We start from the raw sequence: 17,950 nt of genomic DNA, 5'->3' as shown, positions 1-17,950 counted from the left end.
CTAAAGGAAAAATCTTTGTATGTCATTCCATGTGACGACGAGCATGAGTACCATGAGAAGGGCAAATCCCACGAAGTGGACCATTCCTTCCATTTGACGATCTACAGGTTTTCCTCTGACCGCTTCTACGGCGAAGAATAGTAGTCTGCCTCCATCAAGGGCAGGGATCGGTAGTAGATTCATGATTCCCAGGTTGATGCTAAGGATGGCCGCCCATCTCATCAGATAGTATATTCCTGATTTCGCTACGACATCTGTCGATTGATAGATTCCGACAGGTCCTGATAATGCATCAATGGAAAATTCTCCAGATACAAGCTTCCCTAATAGGACAAAAATCATTTTGGTCCATTCATAGGTTTGTTGGGCACTATTGGAGACGACCTTGAGTGGCGACTTCTCCACGGGGCTGTGAACGCCGATGATCCCGATCTCTTTCCCCTCGATTTCCTGAGGTTTTGGAGTGACAGGGATTTCAGTATCGGAGCCATCCCGGTCAACATTGAATCTCAGTTCATCCCCCGGATGCTTCTGAATAATCGTCACGATATCATCCCAGGTGGATATTTCTTTCCCGTCGATACTCATGACGATGTCATTCTTTTGAAGACCTGCCTCTTTCGCTGCCCCGTCTTCGGTCAATTCCCCAAGTACTGGGTCGTTTGTAGGTACACCCTGTAATAGACCGACCAGGATAAAGATAAAGAAAGCCAAAATGAAATTAAATAATGGTCCGGCAAAGATGGCCAATGCCCTTTGGGGAAGGGTCTTGGAAGCGAACTGTCGATCCCATGGGGCTATTTGCGTTTCCACACCATCTTCAATGAATACCGCATCTCGTGAAATCGGGAAGGTTTTCAATTCTTCCTCGTCTTCCTCGTATCCACGGATATGCAGTCTATGTTCGAGATCTGCTTCTTCCACTTCGATGACACGAATATTAGGATAGCGATCTTTATTATTCATGACAATTTTAACGATCTTTTCATGCTGATCGAGTACAAGCCCCACACGATGACCGGCCTTAAGCTCCACCATTTCCGGATCTTCTCCCGCCATCCGTACAAAGCCCCCCAGAGGCAGTAAACGAATGGTATAGGTTGTTTCATCCTTTTTATAAGAGAATATTTTAGGACCAAACCCTATGGCAAATTCACGGCATAGGATCCCTGCACGTTTAGCGAAGATTAAATGCCCAAGTTCATGAAAAAATACTAAAGCCCCAAATATAACAATAAAGGCAATCACCGTTTGCAAATAAAAAACCACCTTTTTTATAACCTGTTGGTAACAGATTTAAATGTTAAAGTATCCAGTAAGAAACATGTCCACTATCATTCTACGTAACAGACTGTGTAAACATGCTAAAGACCGTTGCCTACACCCAACCTGAAACGAGTCGACGGGTCTCGAGATCTATTTCATGTATGGTTTCAAGGTCAGGTCTATGTATAACCTGGTGGGCATTCATAGCCTTTTCGATATATGTTTCTATGTCGAGGAAGGATATTTTATTATCCAGGAACAGCGCTACGCTTGCTTCATTTGCGGCATTCAGAACCGTCGTCATACTTCCGCCGATCCTTCCCGCTTCATATGCAAAAGCCAGGCACCGGAAACGATCTAAATCCATTTTTTCAAAATGGAGTTTTCCTATTTCTACAAGGTCCAGCCTTTTACCGGGTCTTTGAAGCCTGTCCGGATAGGTAAGGGCGTATTGAATGGGAACACGCATATCCGGTGTACCCAGTTGGGCCATGACAGATGAGTCATGAAATTGAATCATCGAGTGAATGATGCTTTCCCTGTGTTGCACAACGTCTATCCGGTCATATGGGATATCGAACAACCAATGAGCTTCGATGACCTCTAACCCTTTATTCATCATGGACGCCGAGTCGATGGTGATCTTAGCCCCCATTGACCAATTTGGATGATTCAACGCTTCATGTACCGTGACACCGACCAATTCTTCCCTCGTACGATCTCTGAAACTTCCACCAGACGCCGTAATGATTAACTTTTCTATATTCTTTTCATGCTCACCCTGAAGGGCCTGGAAGATTGCGGAATGTTCACTATCGACAGGCAGCAGGGACGTCCCTTTGGCCCTTGCCGCTTCCATAACCAGATGACCGGCTGTCACCAGGGTTTCTTTGTTGGCAATCGCAATCGTTTTACCGGCCTCAATGGCTTGAAGGGTAGGATATAATCCTACACTCCCAAGTACCGCATTCACAAGGATATCGGCATCCTGGTGACAAGCTACCTCCACTAATCCTTCATCACCATGAAGGACTTTTACAGAAGAAGGAAACTCTCTCGATAAGGTTTCAGCATCTTCTTTACGCTGGACAGATACGAGCCTGGGATTAAATTCAGTGATCATCTTCCTGGCTTCTTCTATATTTTTGCCGACAGACATAGCTGTCAGTCTAAATTCTTCAGGATGTTCCCGAATGACAGCCAGGGTTTGTGTCCCGATCGACCCTGTAGCACCCATTAAGCTGATTTTCTTCAACAACTACACTCCTCCCGATTACGACCTTCCTCACCTTCATTCCACTCTATAACAGAAAGTGAAGGAGGGGTAAAACAAATAACAAGCTATCGAATCGATCCAGCATACCACCGTGGCCCGGCAGTAAATGTCCTGAATCCTTCACTTTGTAATGCCTTTTGAGAGCAGACTCCACCAAGTCCCCCACTTGCCCAAAAATAGATAGAATCGCTGTCACGATCACCAGTTTAGGGAGGGACATTTCAAGATCGGTGAAGAACGTCATGATGACGCCCACGATGACGGCACAAATGATGCCTCCAACGAAGCCTTCAACGGTCTTATTCGGGCTGATTTCCGGCCATAGCTTCTTTTTCCCCATTGCCCTGCCGATGAAATAAGCACCCGAGTCGGTTGCCCAAATGATAAATAACGCATAAAAAACAAATTGCACGCCTTCCAGACGGATTTCCATGAAATAATAGAAACCGATCCCAACATATAAAACGCTTAAAAGTGAAAACGCCACATCATCAAAATTGAAACGATTCTTGGTCGCCACTGTATACGTTAAAAATAATAACACGGCAAGAAAGGCAAGCTCAATCTTGGAGTAACCGAAATCTTCAATGATTCCGATCGTTTCCGTCGGAATGAGGAACACCCATAAAAGAGCAAGGGACAACAAGCCCGGGATGCTGAAAATCCATCGGCCCCTCATCTTTAAAGCCTCGTATAAACTTATGGAAGCAATCAGATACATTAAAATGATGAATGGCGTTTCGCCAAAAATGATGATTGGTAAAAATATTGCTGCCGCTACCACTGCTGTAATAATTCTTTGTTTCATTAGGATTCCTCGCTTTGTAACCCACCAAATCTTCTTGAACGACCTTGATAAGCCTCGATGGCTTCAACTAAATGTTCCTTACCGAAATCCGGCCACAGTACATCTGTAAAAAAGAATTCCGTATAAGCTAATTGCCAAAGCATAAAGTTACTTAAACGGATTTCTCCACTCGTTCGAATAAGCAGGTCTGGATCTTTTAAATCTTTTGTCATTAAATAACTTGAAAATAATTCTTCGTTTAAATCACTCTCATCTAGTATTCCATTCTGGACATCTTTTAAGACATGCTTCATAGAATCGATGATTTCTGACCGGCTGCCGTAGTTCAATGCAAAGTTAAGGATAAGCCCGTCATTGTGCTTAGTTGCATCCATGGCCTTTTTAACGGCTGTTTTCGTATGGACTGGCAAGGCATCCGGAGACCCCATCATCTTCACCTGTACATTTTCTTCAACCAATTCGGGAAGAAACGTCCCGAGAAATTCCTCTGGTAATTTCATAAGGAACTCGACTTCCATTTTAGGGCGTTTCCAGTTCTCTGTAGAAAAAGCATATAGAGTCAAGGCTTCTAGTCCAAGTTCATTTGCCAATTTGGTAATCCTGCGGACACACTTCATGCCTTCATGGTGTCCTGCAACCCTTGGCAACGCCCTTTTTTTGGCCCATCGTCCATTACCGTCCATTATGATCGCTATATGACCCGGAATCGGGTGTTTTAGTAATTCCTGAAATCGATCATCCACTTCCTCGGAAGTTTGCTGTCGTTTCCATTGCTTAAGCTTGTTTAGCATAAAAAATCCTCCACCAACAATCCAAAAAATATTTACCTTTACTATCATATCAAAAAACAAGGAAGATATCTTTAAGAAAATAGATTATGTATATTCTATAAATATTCATGTCGTTTTTCCAGGTCGTTCGCCCAAACACGCCCGGAACAAAACGCTCCTCAGAGAAAAGGAAAGCTATGTATGGCCTTCTATTAAAACAAAGGGACCGGCCCATAAGGAATATGAGTTCACTTACAGGACAGCCCCTAATGATTCGTTTATGAGAGATTACACTTCCAGCATTTCTTGTTCTTTATCTTTTGCAATGTTATCAATTTTGACGATACTTTCATCCGTCGCTTTTTGAACATCATCAGAGTAACCACGAAGATCATCTTCAGTGATGTCACCGTTCTTCTCTTTTTTCTTCAATTCATCGTTAGCATCACGGCGAATATTACGGATGGCAACCTTGGCCTCTTCCGCTTCTTTTTTGACAAGCTTCACAAGTTCCTTGCGTCGCTCTTCCGTTAAAGCAGGAACGACGATACGGATGATGTTTCCGTCACTTGTAGGCGTAATCCCAAGATCCGACTTCAGGATTGCCTTTTCGATGTCCCCTAAAGCTGATTTGTCATAAGGCTGTATGACAAGCATACGGGCTTCAGGAATGGAGATTCCGGCTAATTGATTGACTGGTGTAGGTGCACCATAGTAATCAACCGAGATCTTATCGAGCAGGGAAGCATTAGCTCTTCCCGCACGGATGCTCGCTAATTCACGAGAAAATGTTTGAATGGCTTTGGACATTCTTTCTTTTGCATTTGTGATGATCGTGTTTGGCATTATGATTTCCCCCTTACGATTGTACCTATATTTTCACCAGTGATGGCTCTCTTGATATTCCCATTCTCCATGATGGAGAATACAATAAGCGGAATATCATTGTCCATACATAGAGAAGACGCTGTTGAATCCATGACGGCCAAGCCTTCCTTCAGAACATCCAAATAGGAGAGTTCTTCATATTTAACAGCCGTTTCGTCCTTCTTAGGATCTGCTGAGTATACACCATCTACGTTGTTCTTAGCCATAAGAATCACTTCTGCTTCGATTTCCGCCGCTCGGAGCGCAGCTGTAGTATCCGTCGAGAAGTATGGATTACCTGTGCCAGCCGCAAAGATGACAACCCGTTTCTTCTCTAGATGACGGATGGCTCTGCGTCTAATGTATGGCTCTGCCACTTGGCGCATATCAATGGATGTTTGAACCCTTGTCTCGATGCCCAGCTGTTCAAGGCTGTCTTGAAGAGCCAAAGAGTTCATGACGGTCGCAAGCATCCCCATATAGTCTGCAGATGCACGATCCATACCCATTTCACTACCTATTTTACCACGCCAGATATTTCCTCCGCCAACGACAACTGCTACTTCTACATCAAGTTCAGCGATTTCTTTTACTTCTTCTGCTACATTTTTTATGACAGAAGGATTAATTCCGAAGCCATCATCACCAGCTAATGCTTCTCCACTAAGTTTAAGAACGACACGTTTGTATTTTGGAACGCTCATGGGAACCTCCATAAAAATAGAATTTTTCTTGAAAAATAGGGAACACACTAGGTGTTCCCTACTAAATAATGTTCAACTTTAGCTGATCTTATTTGTTAACTTGGTTCATTACTTCTTCAGCGAAGTTTTCTTGACGCTTCTCAAGACCTTCTCCTACTTCGTAACGAGTGAAATCAGTTAAAGTAGCTTTGTTTGCTTCCAGGTATTGACGTACTTTTTGGTCTGGATTCTTAACGAATGTTTGATCCAGGATGCAGATATCTTCAAAGTATTTACCAAGGCGGCCTTCTACCATTTTTTCAACGATGTTTTCAGGCTTTCCTTCGTTTAGTGCTTGTTGTTTAAGTACTTCACGCTCACGTTCTACTTCTTCAGCAGAAACCTGGTCGCGGGAAACATACTTAGGATTTAGTGCTGCAGCGTGCATGGCAACATCTTTCGCTACACTTGCATCAGTCGTACCTTCCACTACTGTAAGAACAGCAATGCGGCCACCCATGTGCAGGTATTCACCGAATGCAGCGTTATCATCTTTCGTGCGGATCTCAAAACGGCGAAGAGTGATCTTTTCACCGATTTTAGCGATGGCAGCATTGATGAATTCATTTACAGTTGAACCATTTGCCATTTTTTGCTCAAGGGCTTCTTCAACAGATGCCGGCTTGTTAGCAAGAAGGTGATCAGATAGTTCTTTAACAAGGTTTTGGAAGTTTTCGTTTTTCGCAACGAAATCTGTTTCTGCGTTCACTTCAAGAATGATTGCAGTGTTTCCTTCGCTTGCAATGTAAGTAGTTCCTTCAGCTGCGATACGGTCCGCTTTTTTAGCTGCTTTCGCGATTCCTTTTTCACGCAGGAAGTCAATTGCTTTGTCCATATCTCCGTCAGTTTCTGTTAACGCTTTTTTACAATCCATCATTCCAGCGCCAGTTTTTTCACGAAGTTCTTTAACCATTTGTGCAGTAATTGCCATAGTGGGTTTCCTCCTTAGTTTGACTATGTAGACTTCAGGGACCAATAGGTATGAGTCATAAACGTACCAACGCTCTTTTAGAGTGCGGTACATGTGAATATTCTTTAAAAAAAGGTGATAAGGGTAAGCCCTCTTATCACCTTTCGTTGATTACTCAGCTGCTACAGCTGCTTCTTCACCTTGTTTAGCTTCTAAAATAGCATCCGCCATTTTACCTGTTAGAAGCTTAACCGCGCGGATCGCATCATCATTCGCAGGAATGACAACATCGATTTCATCCGGATCACAGTTTGTATCAACGATACCCACGATAGGGATATGAAGTTTACGAGCTTCTGCTACTGCGATACGCTCTTTACGAGGGTCGATGATGAATAATGCATCAGGTAGCGTGTTCATATCTTTGATTCCGCCTAAGAATTTAACTAAGCGCTCATGTTCTTTTTTAAGTTGTACAACTTCTTTCTTCGGAAGTACTTCAAACGTACCGTCTTCTTCCATCTTTTCGATGTTTTTAAGACGTGTAATACGTTTTTGGATTGTTTCGAAGTTTGTAAGTGTTCCACCTAACCAACGTTGGTTGATGTAGTACATACCTGCACGTTCTGCTTCTTCTTTAACAGACTCCTGTGCTTGTTTCTTTGTTCCTACGAAAAGAACTTTACCGCCGTTACCAGCTAGCTCTTTCACGAAGTTATAAGCTTCTTCAACCTTTTTAACTGTTTTTTGAAGGTCGATGATGTAGATGCCGTTACGCTCAGTGAAGATGTATCTCTTCATTTTTGGGTTCCAACGGCGAGTTTGGTGTCCGAAATGTACACCAGCTTCAAGCAATTGTTTCATAGAAATTACTGACATGTGTGTTTCCTCCTAAATGGTTTTTGTTTTTCTCCTCCGTTTCCGTCATCTGGAAAGTAGAAACTATTCTACAGAATAGCACCATCTACCCCACTCGGGAAACGTGTGTAATCACACCATGAATACTATAGCATACCTATCCCGGACAGGCAAGGACTTCCTACATAATTTGACGAAATTTCAGCAGGAGCTCGATTTCTGTTTGACCTTTTCCAAGAGATTCAGCAATTTCTTCAATTGACATCCCCTTTTCCTTTAAAGTCAGTACTTTTTTCAGGAGGGGGTCTTGTTCCGACTCTTTGGTTTGATCATCGGGGTCCGGTCCATGGTCCTTCATCTGTGTATAAGCTTGTGAGGCACGCTTATATCCGGCACCTGTCCACTTTGTGACCTTTTCAGATGTCCCGGGATCCCCTTGTTTATTTTCTTCGGTGTGAAGGATGTTTTCTTTGTCGTTATGTACTTGTGTATTAATCTTACGCATGAATTCATCATTTTCTTCTTTCATTTCAATCAGATAAGCTGAAATGATATCTTCCATTTCACTGATGATCTTCTTTTGCTCTCTTTCCATGTTTACAAATCGGTTTTGCCTGGAGTATAAAATGACGATTGAAAGCAGGGAAACAATATTTAGAAGAAAAGATATAAAAAGTAGAAACGTAACCATGTCCTCACCCTATTTAGTTTGATTTAATTCATTCTTTCAGCTTGATTTTCCCTGCAAGTAAAAGGACTGCTCCCATATGCGCATGTTGCAGGGACAGTCCATCCGTGTGTAATCTTTTTTGGGTTATAGCAACCTCATTTTTCACAGCATTTATGAGCCCAGGAGATTTCGTAATTTGAAAATGGATTTTGAATGGATCTGAGAAATTCTGGATGTAGACAAGCTCATGACTTCACCGATTTCCGTCAGCGTCAGTTCTTCCTTATAGAATAAACTTAACACAAGCTGTTCTTTCTCTGAAAGGGTCAAGATCGTTTTCTCTAATTCATTCAGTTTTTCACCTTTCAATACTTCCTCTTCGGGTGAAATCGTTTTATGATCTTTGATGGAATAGTTTTGAGATTCGTGATCGTCATCCGTCAATTGCTCATCCATGGAAAGGACATTGGCAAAGAAATGCTCATTTGTGGTCTGGTACACTTCATCAGGTGTCATTTCCAATGAAGCGGCCACTTCCTCTGCGGTCACGTGGCGTAATAGCGTTTGTTCAAGCTCCACGGTCCTGGCCTCGATCTTCTTTGCCCGGTCCCTTGTAGACCGGGGAAGCCAGTCTTCCTTTCTCAGCCCATCAAGGATGGCGCCTCTGACCCGGAACGACGCATATGTATCAAACTTTAAATCCCTTGAAGGATCAAACTTCTGAAGTGCATCCAGCAACCCCATCAAACCAAGACTCTTAATATCTTCTCTCGAGACGTTCCTTGGCAGGCCAACGGAAATCCGCTGCACATGATACGACACAAGTGGCATGTACTTTTTCACCAACATATCTCCGGCTTCTGTATCACGACTGTTGATCCATTTCTCCCAATATTGTTGTTCATCTGTTCGAGTGGAATGTTGAGACATAAGAATCCTCCTTGCTGACTAATTCTTTCATGGAACCGCTTAGTGATTGATTTTACCTGAGCAGAATGAATGACCTCACAATTCCTTTGTACCTTCATTTACTGTTCGCACCTGTAGAATCCCGGTGGACGTAAAGAATTCGATCGTTCTTCCTTTGTTGCCGCCTAAATCCTCGGAAACCACAGGCACTCCATGCTTTGAAAGGGCCACTTTTACAGCTTCCGCATTCCTTGGGCCGATCCTCATAACGTCACTCTTCGATTGAAATTGAAACATTTGCGCACCACCGGCCAATTTGCATTGAAGCCGTTTAACACATGCCCCACGGTTTCTTAGCAGTCTTATGAGTTCTTCGATTCCCGTGTCGGCGTATTTAGCGGGATTCGGTTTGATTTCATTTCCGATCGAGGAGTGAGGGAGCATCACATGAACCATCCCGGCAAGCTTAAGATGTTCATCGTATAAAACGACCCCTACGCACGACCCAAGGCCAGAGGTGCGGATCGAGCCTCCGTCTTCGACGATATTCATATCCGCAATTCCGACCCTTACAACAGTGCTTGTACCCATCATAGGCTTACACCCAATGATTGAAAAATGATTTCAAAGGAATCGGGATCCGGCAGGAGGAAGAAATGACCCTTCACACTTTCCGATTCCTCACCTTCCTCTTCTTTCAGGGCAGTGTCTATGACGATTGCATAATCGCTCACCTGGGATATTTCCAGTAATCCAAACCCGATGATCGCACCTGCCATGTCAACGGATAGAGCAGGAACAGATGGGAGAAGCTTAAGATTTGTAAAGTCCGACAGGGAGGACAAATATGAACCAGAAAGAATATTTCCAAGTTCCTGCATGGCAGACAGCCCCAGTTCTGAATAAGGGGGGGCATTGAACGAGAAGGAACGGTCCTGGATCATGCTTCGGATATACATGGAAGCCTGTTCAAGTGGCAATAGGAAGAACATGCTTCCCGGCGCCTCCCCTTCAATCCGTAAGAATACGCTTACGACCACATTGTCAGGACCACCTGCCATGTCCATCATTTGATCAAATGATACGATTTGAACGCTCGGTACTTTCATATCAATCTTTTTATCAAGCAGGGTGGAAAGGGCAGTCGCAGCATGCCCCGCCCCTATATTACCGATTTCTTTCAATATATCTAAATGCATCGATGTTATCTTTTTTTCATAGCCCAAACGATTCTCTCCCCTTAGATGGATTGAAGTATTTTATCTAAATGGAGGATGATCAGCAGGCGTTTGTTTTGCTTTACGACTCCACCGATGTACTCTGCTTCGACGACTCCCACAACTTCCGGGGAGGGTTCAATCGATTCTCTCGCAACGTCCAGTACATCATTGGCAGCATCCACGATCAGACCAACTTCTTTGTCTTCTAATCCTGCAATGATCACACGTGTACTGTCAGTCGGCTCTGAAACCGGTAAATCGAATCGGCTCCTTAAGTCGATGATAGGAGTCACAACCCCGCGCAGGTTGATCACGCCTCTAACATAGGAAGCGGTTCTCGGAACTCTTGTAATATGTTCGAGCTTCTCGATGGATCGCACCTGGTGCACTGGAATGGCGTATTCCTTATCCACCAATTGAAATACGATAAGCTTTAGATCTTCCACGGCATCTATGATTTCACTCATTATCCTTACCTCCTATTTTATTAACGCATTGCAATCAACGATCAGCGCTACTTGCCCGTCTCCTAAAATGGTGGCACCAGAGATCGCAAATACATCGTTTAAATAATTCCCTAACGATTTCAATACAACTTCCTGCTGACCAATAAAGGAATCGACGACTAACCCGGCCATTTTTTCACCTTTTCGCACTATGACAACAGAATACAATTCTTCATCCTTGGCATGTTTCGGTACCTCAAATACATCCTCAAGAAACAGCAATGGTACGACTTTTCCTCTGAAATCGATCACTCTCTGATTGTGAGCTTTCATGATTTCTTCCTTTTTCACAATTGCCGTCTCAATGATCGAAGAAAGAGGAATGGCATACTTTTCTTCCTGGATTTCTACCAGCATGACGGAAATAATGGATAGAGTGAGTGGCAATTGAATAGAAAACAATGACCCCTGCCCCACCGTTGAATCAATCGTAATGGAGCCGCCTAATGACTCGATCGTCGCTTTTACTACATCCAATCCGACTCCTCTTCCCGAGATATCCGAAATTTGTTCGGCTGTAGAGAACCCTGAAGCAAGTATCAGTTCATAAATTTGTCGATCGGTTAATGTATGAGCGGCTTCCTCTGCGACGATTCCTTTCTGGATTGCTTTCTCGAGGACCCTCTCTTTGTTTATGCCTGCTCCATCGTCTTCCAGTTCGATAAAGACATGATTCCCACTATGATACGCTTTCAGCTTGACGGTTCCCTGTTCAGGCTTTCCATTTTTCACACGGAGTTCCGGCATTTCGATACCATGATCCAATGCATTTCGTATCAAGTGAACAAGGGGATCCCCTATTTCATCTATTACCGTTCGGTCAAGTTCCGTTTCTGCACCGATGATTTCTAATTCGATTTTTTTATTCAAATCCCGTGCAAGCTGTCTGACCATTCGTGGAAAACGATTGAATACAGTTTCAACAGGAACCATACGCATATTCAGGATGATATTCTGCAAATCTCCTGATATTCTTGTCATTCTTTCCACAGTTTCATTTAACTCAGGATTATTCAAATCCTTGGAGATTTGTTCTAATCTCCCTCTATCAATGACCAGCTCCTCAAAAAGGTTCATAAGGACATCCAGTCGTTCAATGTTGACACGGATCGTTTTATTGGAAGGATTCGAATGCTTCGTCACATTGCCGGCAGGTTTAGAAGTCTCCTGTCCTTTTACTTCCGCTTCTTTCTGAGCAGGTTCTGTATCGGCAGCCTCTACTTGATTCTGATTCTCGAGATGCTGGCTCGTGAGTTCCACAACAGAGACTTCGTCCACTTCAGAAACTTTACGCACCGCATTCTCTATATGGACGGCATCCTCTTTCGACACAACGGCAATAACGAAGGAATGGTCGAACTGCTCCTCCTCAAGTTGATCTACTGTCGGAAGGGACTTGATGACTTCACCTAATTTCCCCAACACCTCAAAGACCATATACACCCGTGCAGCTTTAAGCAGGCAATCCTCCCGGAGTGAAACGGAAATTTCAAAACAGCGGAATCCTTGTTCTTGTGATTGTTGGATGACCGTTTGCTCAAAGGCTTCATATTGCATGGATAATGTCTGTCTTTCAACCACTTCCGCAGTAGCAGCCACCTCACTCTCTACAAGTGCTGCGTGTAGACTTTCCCCTTTTTCTATGGACTCAAGCATCGCTACCACTTCTGTGACATTCCGCTTACCATCTCCTCCATCGGCAATGGAGAGCACCATAGCTTCAAGATCATCCACGGATTTAAACACAACATCCAGTATTTCAGGTGACACCTTTATTTTTTCATTACGGATGGCATCAAGAACATTTTCCATTTTATGGGTTAAATTTGCTAAATCCTCATATCCCATAGTGGCAGACATTCCTTTAAGTGTATGTGCAGATCGAAAAATTTCATTGACAATCGTAAGATCTTCAGGGTTTTTCTCCAATTCAAGCAATTGCTCATTGCAGGTTTGCAGATTTTCTTTACTTTCTTCTATAAACACTTCTAAGTATTGACTCAGCTCCATGTGCTCCACACCTCTCTACACCATGTACGTCATTATTGATCGGGGGATATCCCCGATATGCTCCACCCTGTCCACTAACTCTGTAGCGATAGCCGATTTCGGCATACCGAACACAATACAAGTCTCCCTTGATTCTGCAATGGCTTTCACTTCGCCTTGCTCTTTAAGCTTGACCAGTCCTTCTGAACCATCCGCTCCCATCCCAGTCAAAACCACAGCTATTTTGGCATAGTTTCGAATCAGGCTTGCAGACTCGAACAAGATGTCAACCGAAGGTCTATGACCATTTTTCGGTTCCTCTTTCGACAGTTGGATCGATAATTGCCCTCCGTTTTCAACCACCTTTGTATGTACACCACCCGGGGCAATATAGGCCGTTCCCTTCTCAAGGATTTCACCGTGTTCGGCTTCCTTCACATGGATCGAGGCTTGACCATCCAAACGGTTGGCGAGTGATCTTGTAAATCCCGGCGGCATATGCTGAACGACAACGATTGGCGCATCCAGCTGACGGGGTAATCCTGTTAATACGTTTTGTAATGCCCGGGGGCCGCCCGTCGAAGTTCCTATCAGAATCATCTTAGGGGAATTCACACCCCATGTACGATCAACCGGTAATTTTCCTGTCCTTTCAACTGAGCCGATTCCAGCGTCAATTGCTGACTCCCTCTGAAACGCCCTGGTTATTTTCGCCACATTCACCTTGCTTGCAGCCACTACTTTTTCCACCATTTCATCTTGAATCTTATGAAGATCCAATGAAATGGTCCCTGATGGTTTCGCAACGAAATCAACAGCTCCAAGTTCCATGGCCTTAACAGTCTCATCCGCACCGTCAATGGTAGTGGAAGAGAGCATGACGACAGGGACAGGACACTCTTCCATAATTCTCTTTAACGCATCTATCCCATTCATCTTCGGCATTTCTACATCAAGGGTTACGACATCGGGTCGAAGTCTCATAATCTTAGCAATCGCGTCTTCTCCATTCCTTGCAATCCCTATCACTTCTAGCTGTTTGCTGCTCGTTAAAAATTCACTGATAAGTTTCCTCATAAATGCTGAATCATCTACAACTAGAACCTTTTTCATTCAGGGCTTTTACCTCCCAAAAAATAATTTTCGAATTGTCCTTACAAATCCCGTCCCTTTACGTTCCTTAGACTCCCTCGTACCTGTCAGGCTATGAACCATCGTATGCAGGCTCAGTGTCATGGCTGATGCAGGATATCCCACAACGATCGGCGTTTGGTGAACGACGGCCTTCCTGACAGCTGAATCCTCTGGAAGTACCCCCAGGGATACGATTTCCTTGTGAAGGAATTTCCTCACTGTTTCTTGTAATCTAGTAATGGTTTGAAGCCCTTCATTCTTGAATTCCGCCCGATTACATAAGAGATAGAATGGTTTTTCCCCGTCCTTCATGTAGATGTATTTCATCATAGAATAGGCATCGGTAATGGAGGTCGGTTCTGGAGTGGTGACAACAATGATTTCATCCATGGCGAGGAGAAATTCAAGAGTTTCCTTCGTTGCACCCGCCCCCATATCGAATAGAATATAATCATACTTATGAATCGCATATTCCATTACTTCGAAAAAGCGTTCCATCTGTTTTTCTTTCCACTCCACAATATTTTTTAGGCCATTACCCCCACTTATGTAAGAGATACCATGAATATTTTCACATATAATCGTGTCGATATCTAGTTCTTTTTCCTCAACGTAATCCATGATGGAGTATGAATGATGACTTCCAAGTAAAATATGAATATTTCCCATCCCTATATCCATATCAAATAATAGTACCTTCTTATTCTCTTTACCAAGGAGGATGGAGAGGTTTGTAGATATATTCGATTTCCCGACCCCTCCCTTTCCACTAACGATCGCAATCGTTTTAGCAGGTTCAGAACCCGTGTGGAGCATTTTCCTCCTCAGGTTATATGCTTGATCTTTCATAGCTGAATCCTTTCATGAGCATACTTACGATCTCATCCTCTTTCACCTCGGTAATATCCTCGGGGACATCCTGACCATTCGTTACATATGCTGCACCGATCTTCGCCTCAGACATCATATTGATCATGGAACCGTAGCTTGATGTCTCGTCTGATTTAGTAAAGATGAAACGGTCAATATCAATAGAAGAAAATTGAGAAATGATTTCCCTCATATCCCGCTCTTTACTTGTCAATGACAGAACCAGGTAGGTTTCCATATGATGATCGAAATCGATGATTTTTTGCAAATCCTCTACGTATTTCCTTTCCCTGAAGTTACGACCTGCTGTATCAATGAATACATGATCGTAGTCCACGAACTTCTCGATTGCTTTTTTGAAGTCTTCCATTTTATAGACCACTTCAACAGGGACGTTTAGTAGGCCCGCATAAGTTTTCAATTGTTCGATCGCAGCAATCCGGTAGGTGTCCGTAGTGATAAAGGCTATTTTCATGCGTTTCTCTATCACGGCTTCAGCGGCCATTTTGGCAAGCGTCGTCGTTTTCCCCACACCCGTAGGGCCAATGACATTGATATATTTCCGGTTATAACTTATGCCGCCAAAGGTGATTTCTTTTAAAAATTGATAAAAAAAGCGTTTCACTTCTTTATAAGCCCATTCATCCTTATTGACTGTTTGAACCGATTCACTTTTGATTTTCTCTTCCATCGCATCTCCTAATTGAAACAGGGTAGCGTCACTAACGTCCTGTTTCTTCAGGTGAAGCAGAACTTCCTTTACATCATCACTGAATTTCTCAAAATGGTTCCTGGAATTCATGGAAGAAATCATTTGCTTTAATTCCTTTAATTCCGTTTCTACCAAACGATTGGAATCGTGCTGCTCTTTTTCCAAGGCAGGTTGAATGCCCCCAGTTGAAGCTTGCTTCGTTTTCACCCGGCTGATTTCAAGCTTTTCATTTTCAACCTCCGGGTCAATGGCTGCGATGACTTGAATCATTTTTTTCTTGAACAATCCGATAAAGCCTCCTGTGTATGAGACTTTGGAATTTAAAATGACTGCATCTTCACCAAGTTCAGCCCTGACCTTCTTCATTGCTTCATTCATGGATGGAGCCGTGTACTTCTTTACTTTCATCCTACATTCACCACCCCTAAACTTTGTACTTCAACATTTGCTTCTAATTCGTTATACGAAATGATTGGGACCTGAGGAAAATATCTTTCCGTTAACTGTCTTACATACATTCTCACAGCAGGAGAACAGAGAATGACGGGGGATTCCTCCATAAGGGAAAGCTGTTCCACTTGAGAGGCGACAGCTTCCAGAATGCCCTGCGAGTCATTGGGATCCATGGATAAATAGTTGCCGTGCTCTGTCTGCTGAATGGCATCGGCAATCATTTTCTCCACCTTGCCGCTCATGGTGACGACTTTTAAAGTAGTGTCCCCTTGAACATATTGGTTCGTGATTTGTCTTGCGAGTGACTGTCTTACATACTCTGCTAACAGATCTGTATCTGAACTCATCTTCCCGTAATCGGCAAGTGTCTCGAAGATGATCGGTAAATTCCGGATGGAAACATTTTCTTTTAATAGCTTGGAGAGTACTTTTTGCACTTCCCCTACGGTCAATGGATTCGGTGTCACTTCCTCCACAAGTATCGGATAAGATTCCTGCAGATGATCGATGAGCTGCTTCGTTTCCTGCCTGCCAAGAAGTTCGTGTGCATTATTCTTGATCATCTCCGTGATGTGGGTTGACACCACAGAAGGAGGATCTACTACGGTATATCCGAATATCTCTGCCTGTTCCTTCATATCTTCTGCTATCCATTTAGCTGGGAGACCGAAAGACGGCTCGATTGTATCGATCCCTTCAATGGATTCATCTTCCACCCCTGGACTCATCGCTAAATAATGATCTAAGAGAAGTTCCCCACGGGCCATTTCATTTCCTTTGATCTTCAACCGGTATTCGTTCGGCTGAAGCTGGATATTATCCCGGATCCTGACAACAGGGATGACCAGGCCAAGCTCGATGGCCAATTGTCGTCTGATCATCACGATCCTGTCAAGAAGGTCTCCCCCCTGGTTTGTATCTGCAAGTGGAATCAATCCATATCCGAACTCAAATTCAATCGGATCGACATTGAGAAGGTTTACGACGCTTTCAGGACTCTTCATTTCGTCCTGCTCCACCTCTTCCTCCATTTCCATCATGTCCGTTTCACTTTCTTTAGGCGTCCTTGACAACATATAGCCACCGATCCCGAGTAGGGCTGCTACCGGTATCGTCAAAATATCGTTGATTGGCGTGGCTATGCCCAGCATGAAAATGGTGAACCCTGAAACATAGAGCATGACAGGATATGCCAGAAGCTGATTCATGATATCCTGTCCCAGATTTCCTTCAGACGCAGCCCTCGTCACGACAATTCCTGTTGCTGTCGATATTAACAGAGCCGGGATTTGACTGACGATTCCGTCGCCGACTGTCAGAAGTGAGTAACGGGTTGCTGCCTCTGCGATAGGGAGCCCTTGTTGGGTCATTCCGATGATGATCCCAAATATCAGGTTGATCAAGACGATGACGATCCCTGCGATGGCATCACCTTTTACAAATTTGGATGCTCCGTCCATCGCTCCGTAGAAATCCGCTTCTCTCCCTACTTTTTCACGGCGGTTTCTTGCATCGTGCTCAGAAATCATCCCGGCATTCAAATCAGCATCGATACTCATTTGTTTCCCGGGCATGGCATCGAGTGTAAAACGGGCGGCAACCTCAGACACCCGCTCGGAACCTTTCGTGATGACAATAAATTGTATGACGATCAATATGATGAATACAACAAGTCCTACAAGGATATTCCCACCTACAACGAATGTTCCAAAGGTTTCCACAACGTCCCCCGCTTCACCCTTACTAAGGATCGATCTCGTTGTGGAAACATTTAGACCCAATCTGAAAAGCGTCAATAATAATAATAGGGAAGGAAATATAGAAAACTGTAACGGTTCATTCATATTCATGGAGATTAGGAGGACAAGTAATGCAAGTGAAATATTCATGATGATCAATAAGCTCAATAACCAGGATGGGAATGGAATAATAAGCATGGCAACGATTAGTATGACACTTGCTAAAACGGATAAATCTCTTGCTGACATT

General features: G+C 43.6%; 18 protein-coding genes. All 18 read right to left on the bottom strand.

Annotation, left to right across the window (positions count from 1 at the left end; all coding sequences use genetic code 11):
- Positions 1–1,257 carry an RIP metalloprotease RseP gene (rseP, locus tag M1J35_RS12410; protein ID WP_224520246.1) on the bottom strand — a complete coding sequence of 419 codons (1,257 nt, stop codon included), beginning with the start codon at positions 1,255–1,257 and terminating at the stop codon, positions 1–3.
- Positions 1,258–1,378: 121 nt separating this feature from the next.
- Positions 1,379–2,521: a 1-deoxy-D-xylulose-5-phosphate reductoisomerase gene (dxr, locus tag M1J35_RS12405; RefSeq protein WP_254653749.1), complete on the bottom strand. Its 1,143-nt coding sequence runs from the start codon at positions 2,519–2,521 to the stop codon at positions 1,379–1,381.
- Positions 2,522–2,567: 46 nt separating this feature from the next.
- On the bottom strand, positions 2,568–3,350 hold the full coding sequence (locus tag M1J35_RS12400; RefSeq protein ID WP_079531434.1) for a phosphatidate cytidylyltransferase: 783 nt from the start codon (positions 3,348–3,350) through the stop codon (positions 2,568–2,570).
- Positions 3,350–4,141, bottom strand: coding sequence for an undecaprenyl pyrophosphate synthase (locus tag M1J35_RS12395; RefSeq protein WP_224520247.1), 792 nt, complete (start codon positions 4,139–4,141; stop codon positions 3,350–3,352). The genes M1J35_RS12400 and M1J35_RS12395 overlap by 1 nt, the downstream gene beginning before the upstream one ends.
- Before the next feature lie 267 nt (positions 4,142–4,408).
- Entirely contained in the window at positions 4,409–4,966 is a 558-nt protein-coding gene (frr, locus tag M1J35_RS12390) for a ribosome recycling factor (RefSeq protein WP_034760171.1), read from the bottom strand.
- Complete coding sequence (gene pyrH, locus M1J35_RS12385; protein WP_034760174.1) at positions 4,966–5,691, bottom strand: UMP kinase; 726 nt, start codon at positions 5,689–5,691, stop codon at positions 4,966–4,968. Before pyrH ends, frr begins: the two co-directional genes overlap by 1 nt.
- Before the next feature lie 88 nt (positions 5,692–5,779).
- Positions 5,780–6,661: a translation elongation factor Ts gene (gene tsf / locus M1J35_RS12380; RefSeq protein WP_224520248.1), complete on the bottom strand. Its 882-nt coding sequence runs from the start codon at positions 6,659–6,661 to the stop codon at positions 5,780–5,782.
- Between the two features lie 150 nt (positions 6,662–6,811).
- Positions 6,812–7,519, bottom strand: coding sequence for a 30S ribosomal protein S2 (gene rpsB / locus M1J35_RS12375; protein WP_034760179.1), 708 nt, complete (start codon positions 7,517–7,519; stop codon positions 6,812–6,814).
- Between the two features lie 160 nt (positions 7,520–7,679).
- The gene (locus M1J35_RS12370) at positions 7,680–8,189 is read right to left on the bottom strand and encodes a DUF6115 domain-containing protein (protein WP_254651340.1); all 510 of its coding nucleotides are present in this window, start codon (positions 8,187–8,189) and stop codon (positions 7,680–7,682) included.
- Between the two features lie 150 nt (positions 8,190–8,339).
- On the bottom strand, positions 8,340–9,098 hold the full coding sequence (locus tag M1J35_RS12365; RefSeq protein ID WP_224520250.1) for a FliA/WhiG family RNA polymerase sigma factor: 759 nt from the start codon (positions 9,096–9,098) through the stop codon (positions 8,340–8,342).
- Positions 9,099–9,173: 75 nt separating this feature from the next.
- Complete coding sequence (locus tag M1J35_RS12360; protein WP_254651339.1) at positions 9,174–9,671, bottom strand: chemotaxis protein CheD; 498 nt, start codon at positions 9,669–9,671, stop codon at positions 9,174–9,176.
- Positions 9,668–10,303, bottom strand: coding sequence for a chemotaxis protein CheC (locus tag M1J35_RS12355; protein WP_224520251.1), 636 nt, complete (start codon positions 10,301–10,303; stop codon positions 9,668–9,670). Before M1J35_RS12355 ends, M1J35_RS12360 begins: the two co-directional genes overlap by 4 nt.
- Before the next feature lie 14 nt (positions 10,304–10,317).
- Positions 10,318–10,764 (bottom strand): chemotaxis protein CheW, encoded by a 447-nt coding sequence (locus M1J35_RS12350; RefSeq protein ID WP_254651337.1) that lies wholly within the window; start codon positions 10,762–10,764, stop codon positions 10,318–10,320.
- A 12-nt stretch (positions 10,765–10,776) separates the two neighbouring features.
- Complete coding sequence (locus M1J35_RS12345; RefSeq protein ID WP_254651336.1) at positions 10,777–12,813, bottom strand: chemotaxis protein CheA; 2,037 nt, start codon at positions 12,811–12,813, stop codon at positions 10,777–10,779.
- A 15-nt stretch (positions 12,814–12,828) separates the two neighbouring features.
- Positions 12,829–13,905: a protein-glutamate methylesterase/protein-glutamine glutaminase gene (locus M1J35_RS12340; RefSeq protein ID WP_254651335.1), complete on the bottom strand. Its 1,077-nt coding sequence runs from the start codon at positions 13,903–13,905 to the stop codon at positions 12,829–12,831.
- 9 nt (positions 13,906–13,914) lie between these two features.
- Complete coding sequence (locus M1J35_RS12335) at positions 13,915–14,775, bottom strand: MinD/ParA family protein (RefSeq protein ID WP_254651334.1); 861 nt, start codon at positions 14,773–14,775, stop codon at positions 13,915–13,917.
- Complete coding sequence (gene flhF / locus M1J35_RS12330) at positions 14,756–15,916, bottom strand: flagellar biosynthesis GTPase FlhF (protein ID WP_254651333.1); 1,161 nt, start codon at positions 15,914–15,916, stop codon at positions 14,756–14,758. The genes M1J35_RS12335 and flhF overlap by 20 nt, the downstream gene beginning before the upstream one ends.
- Complete coding sequence (flhA, locus tag M1J35_RS12325) at positions 15,913–17,949, bottom strand: flagellar biosynthesis protein FlhA (RefSeq protein ID WP_034760203.1); 2,037 nt, start codon at positions 17,947–17,949, stop codon at positions 15,913–15,915. Before flhA ends, flhF begins: the two co-directional genes overlap by 4 nt.
- Position 17,950 lies beyond the last annotated feature (1 nt).

It is taken from the genome of Rossellomorea sp. KS-H15a, assembly GCF_024195245.1.
Classification (GTDB): Bacteria; Bacillota; Bacilli; order Bacillales; family Bacillaceae_B; genus Rossellomorea; species Rossellomorea vietnamensis.
The sequence above is the reverse complement of the archived record's forward strand: the minus strand, read 5'-3'. Positions and strand labels throughout refer to the sequence as shown.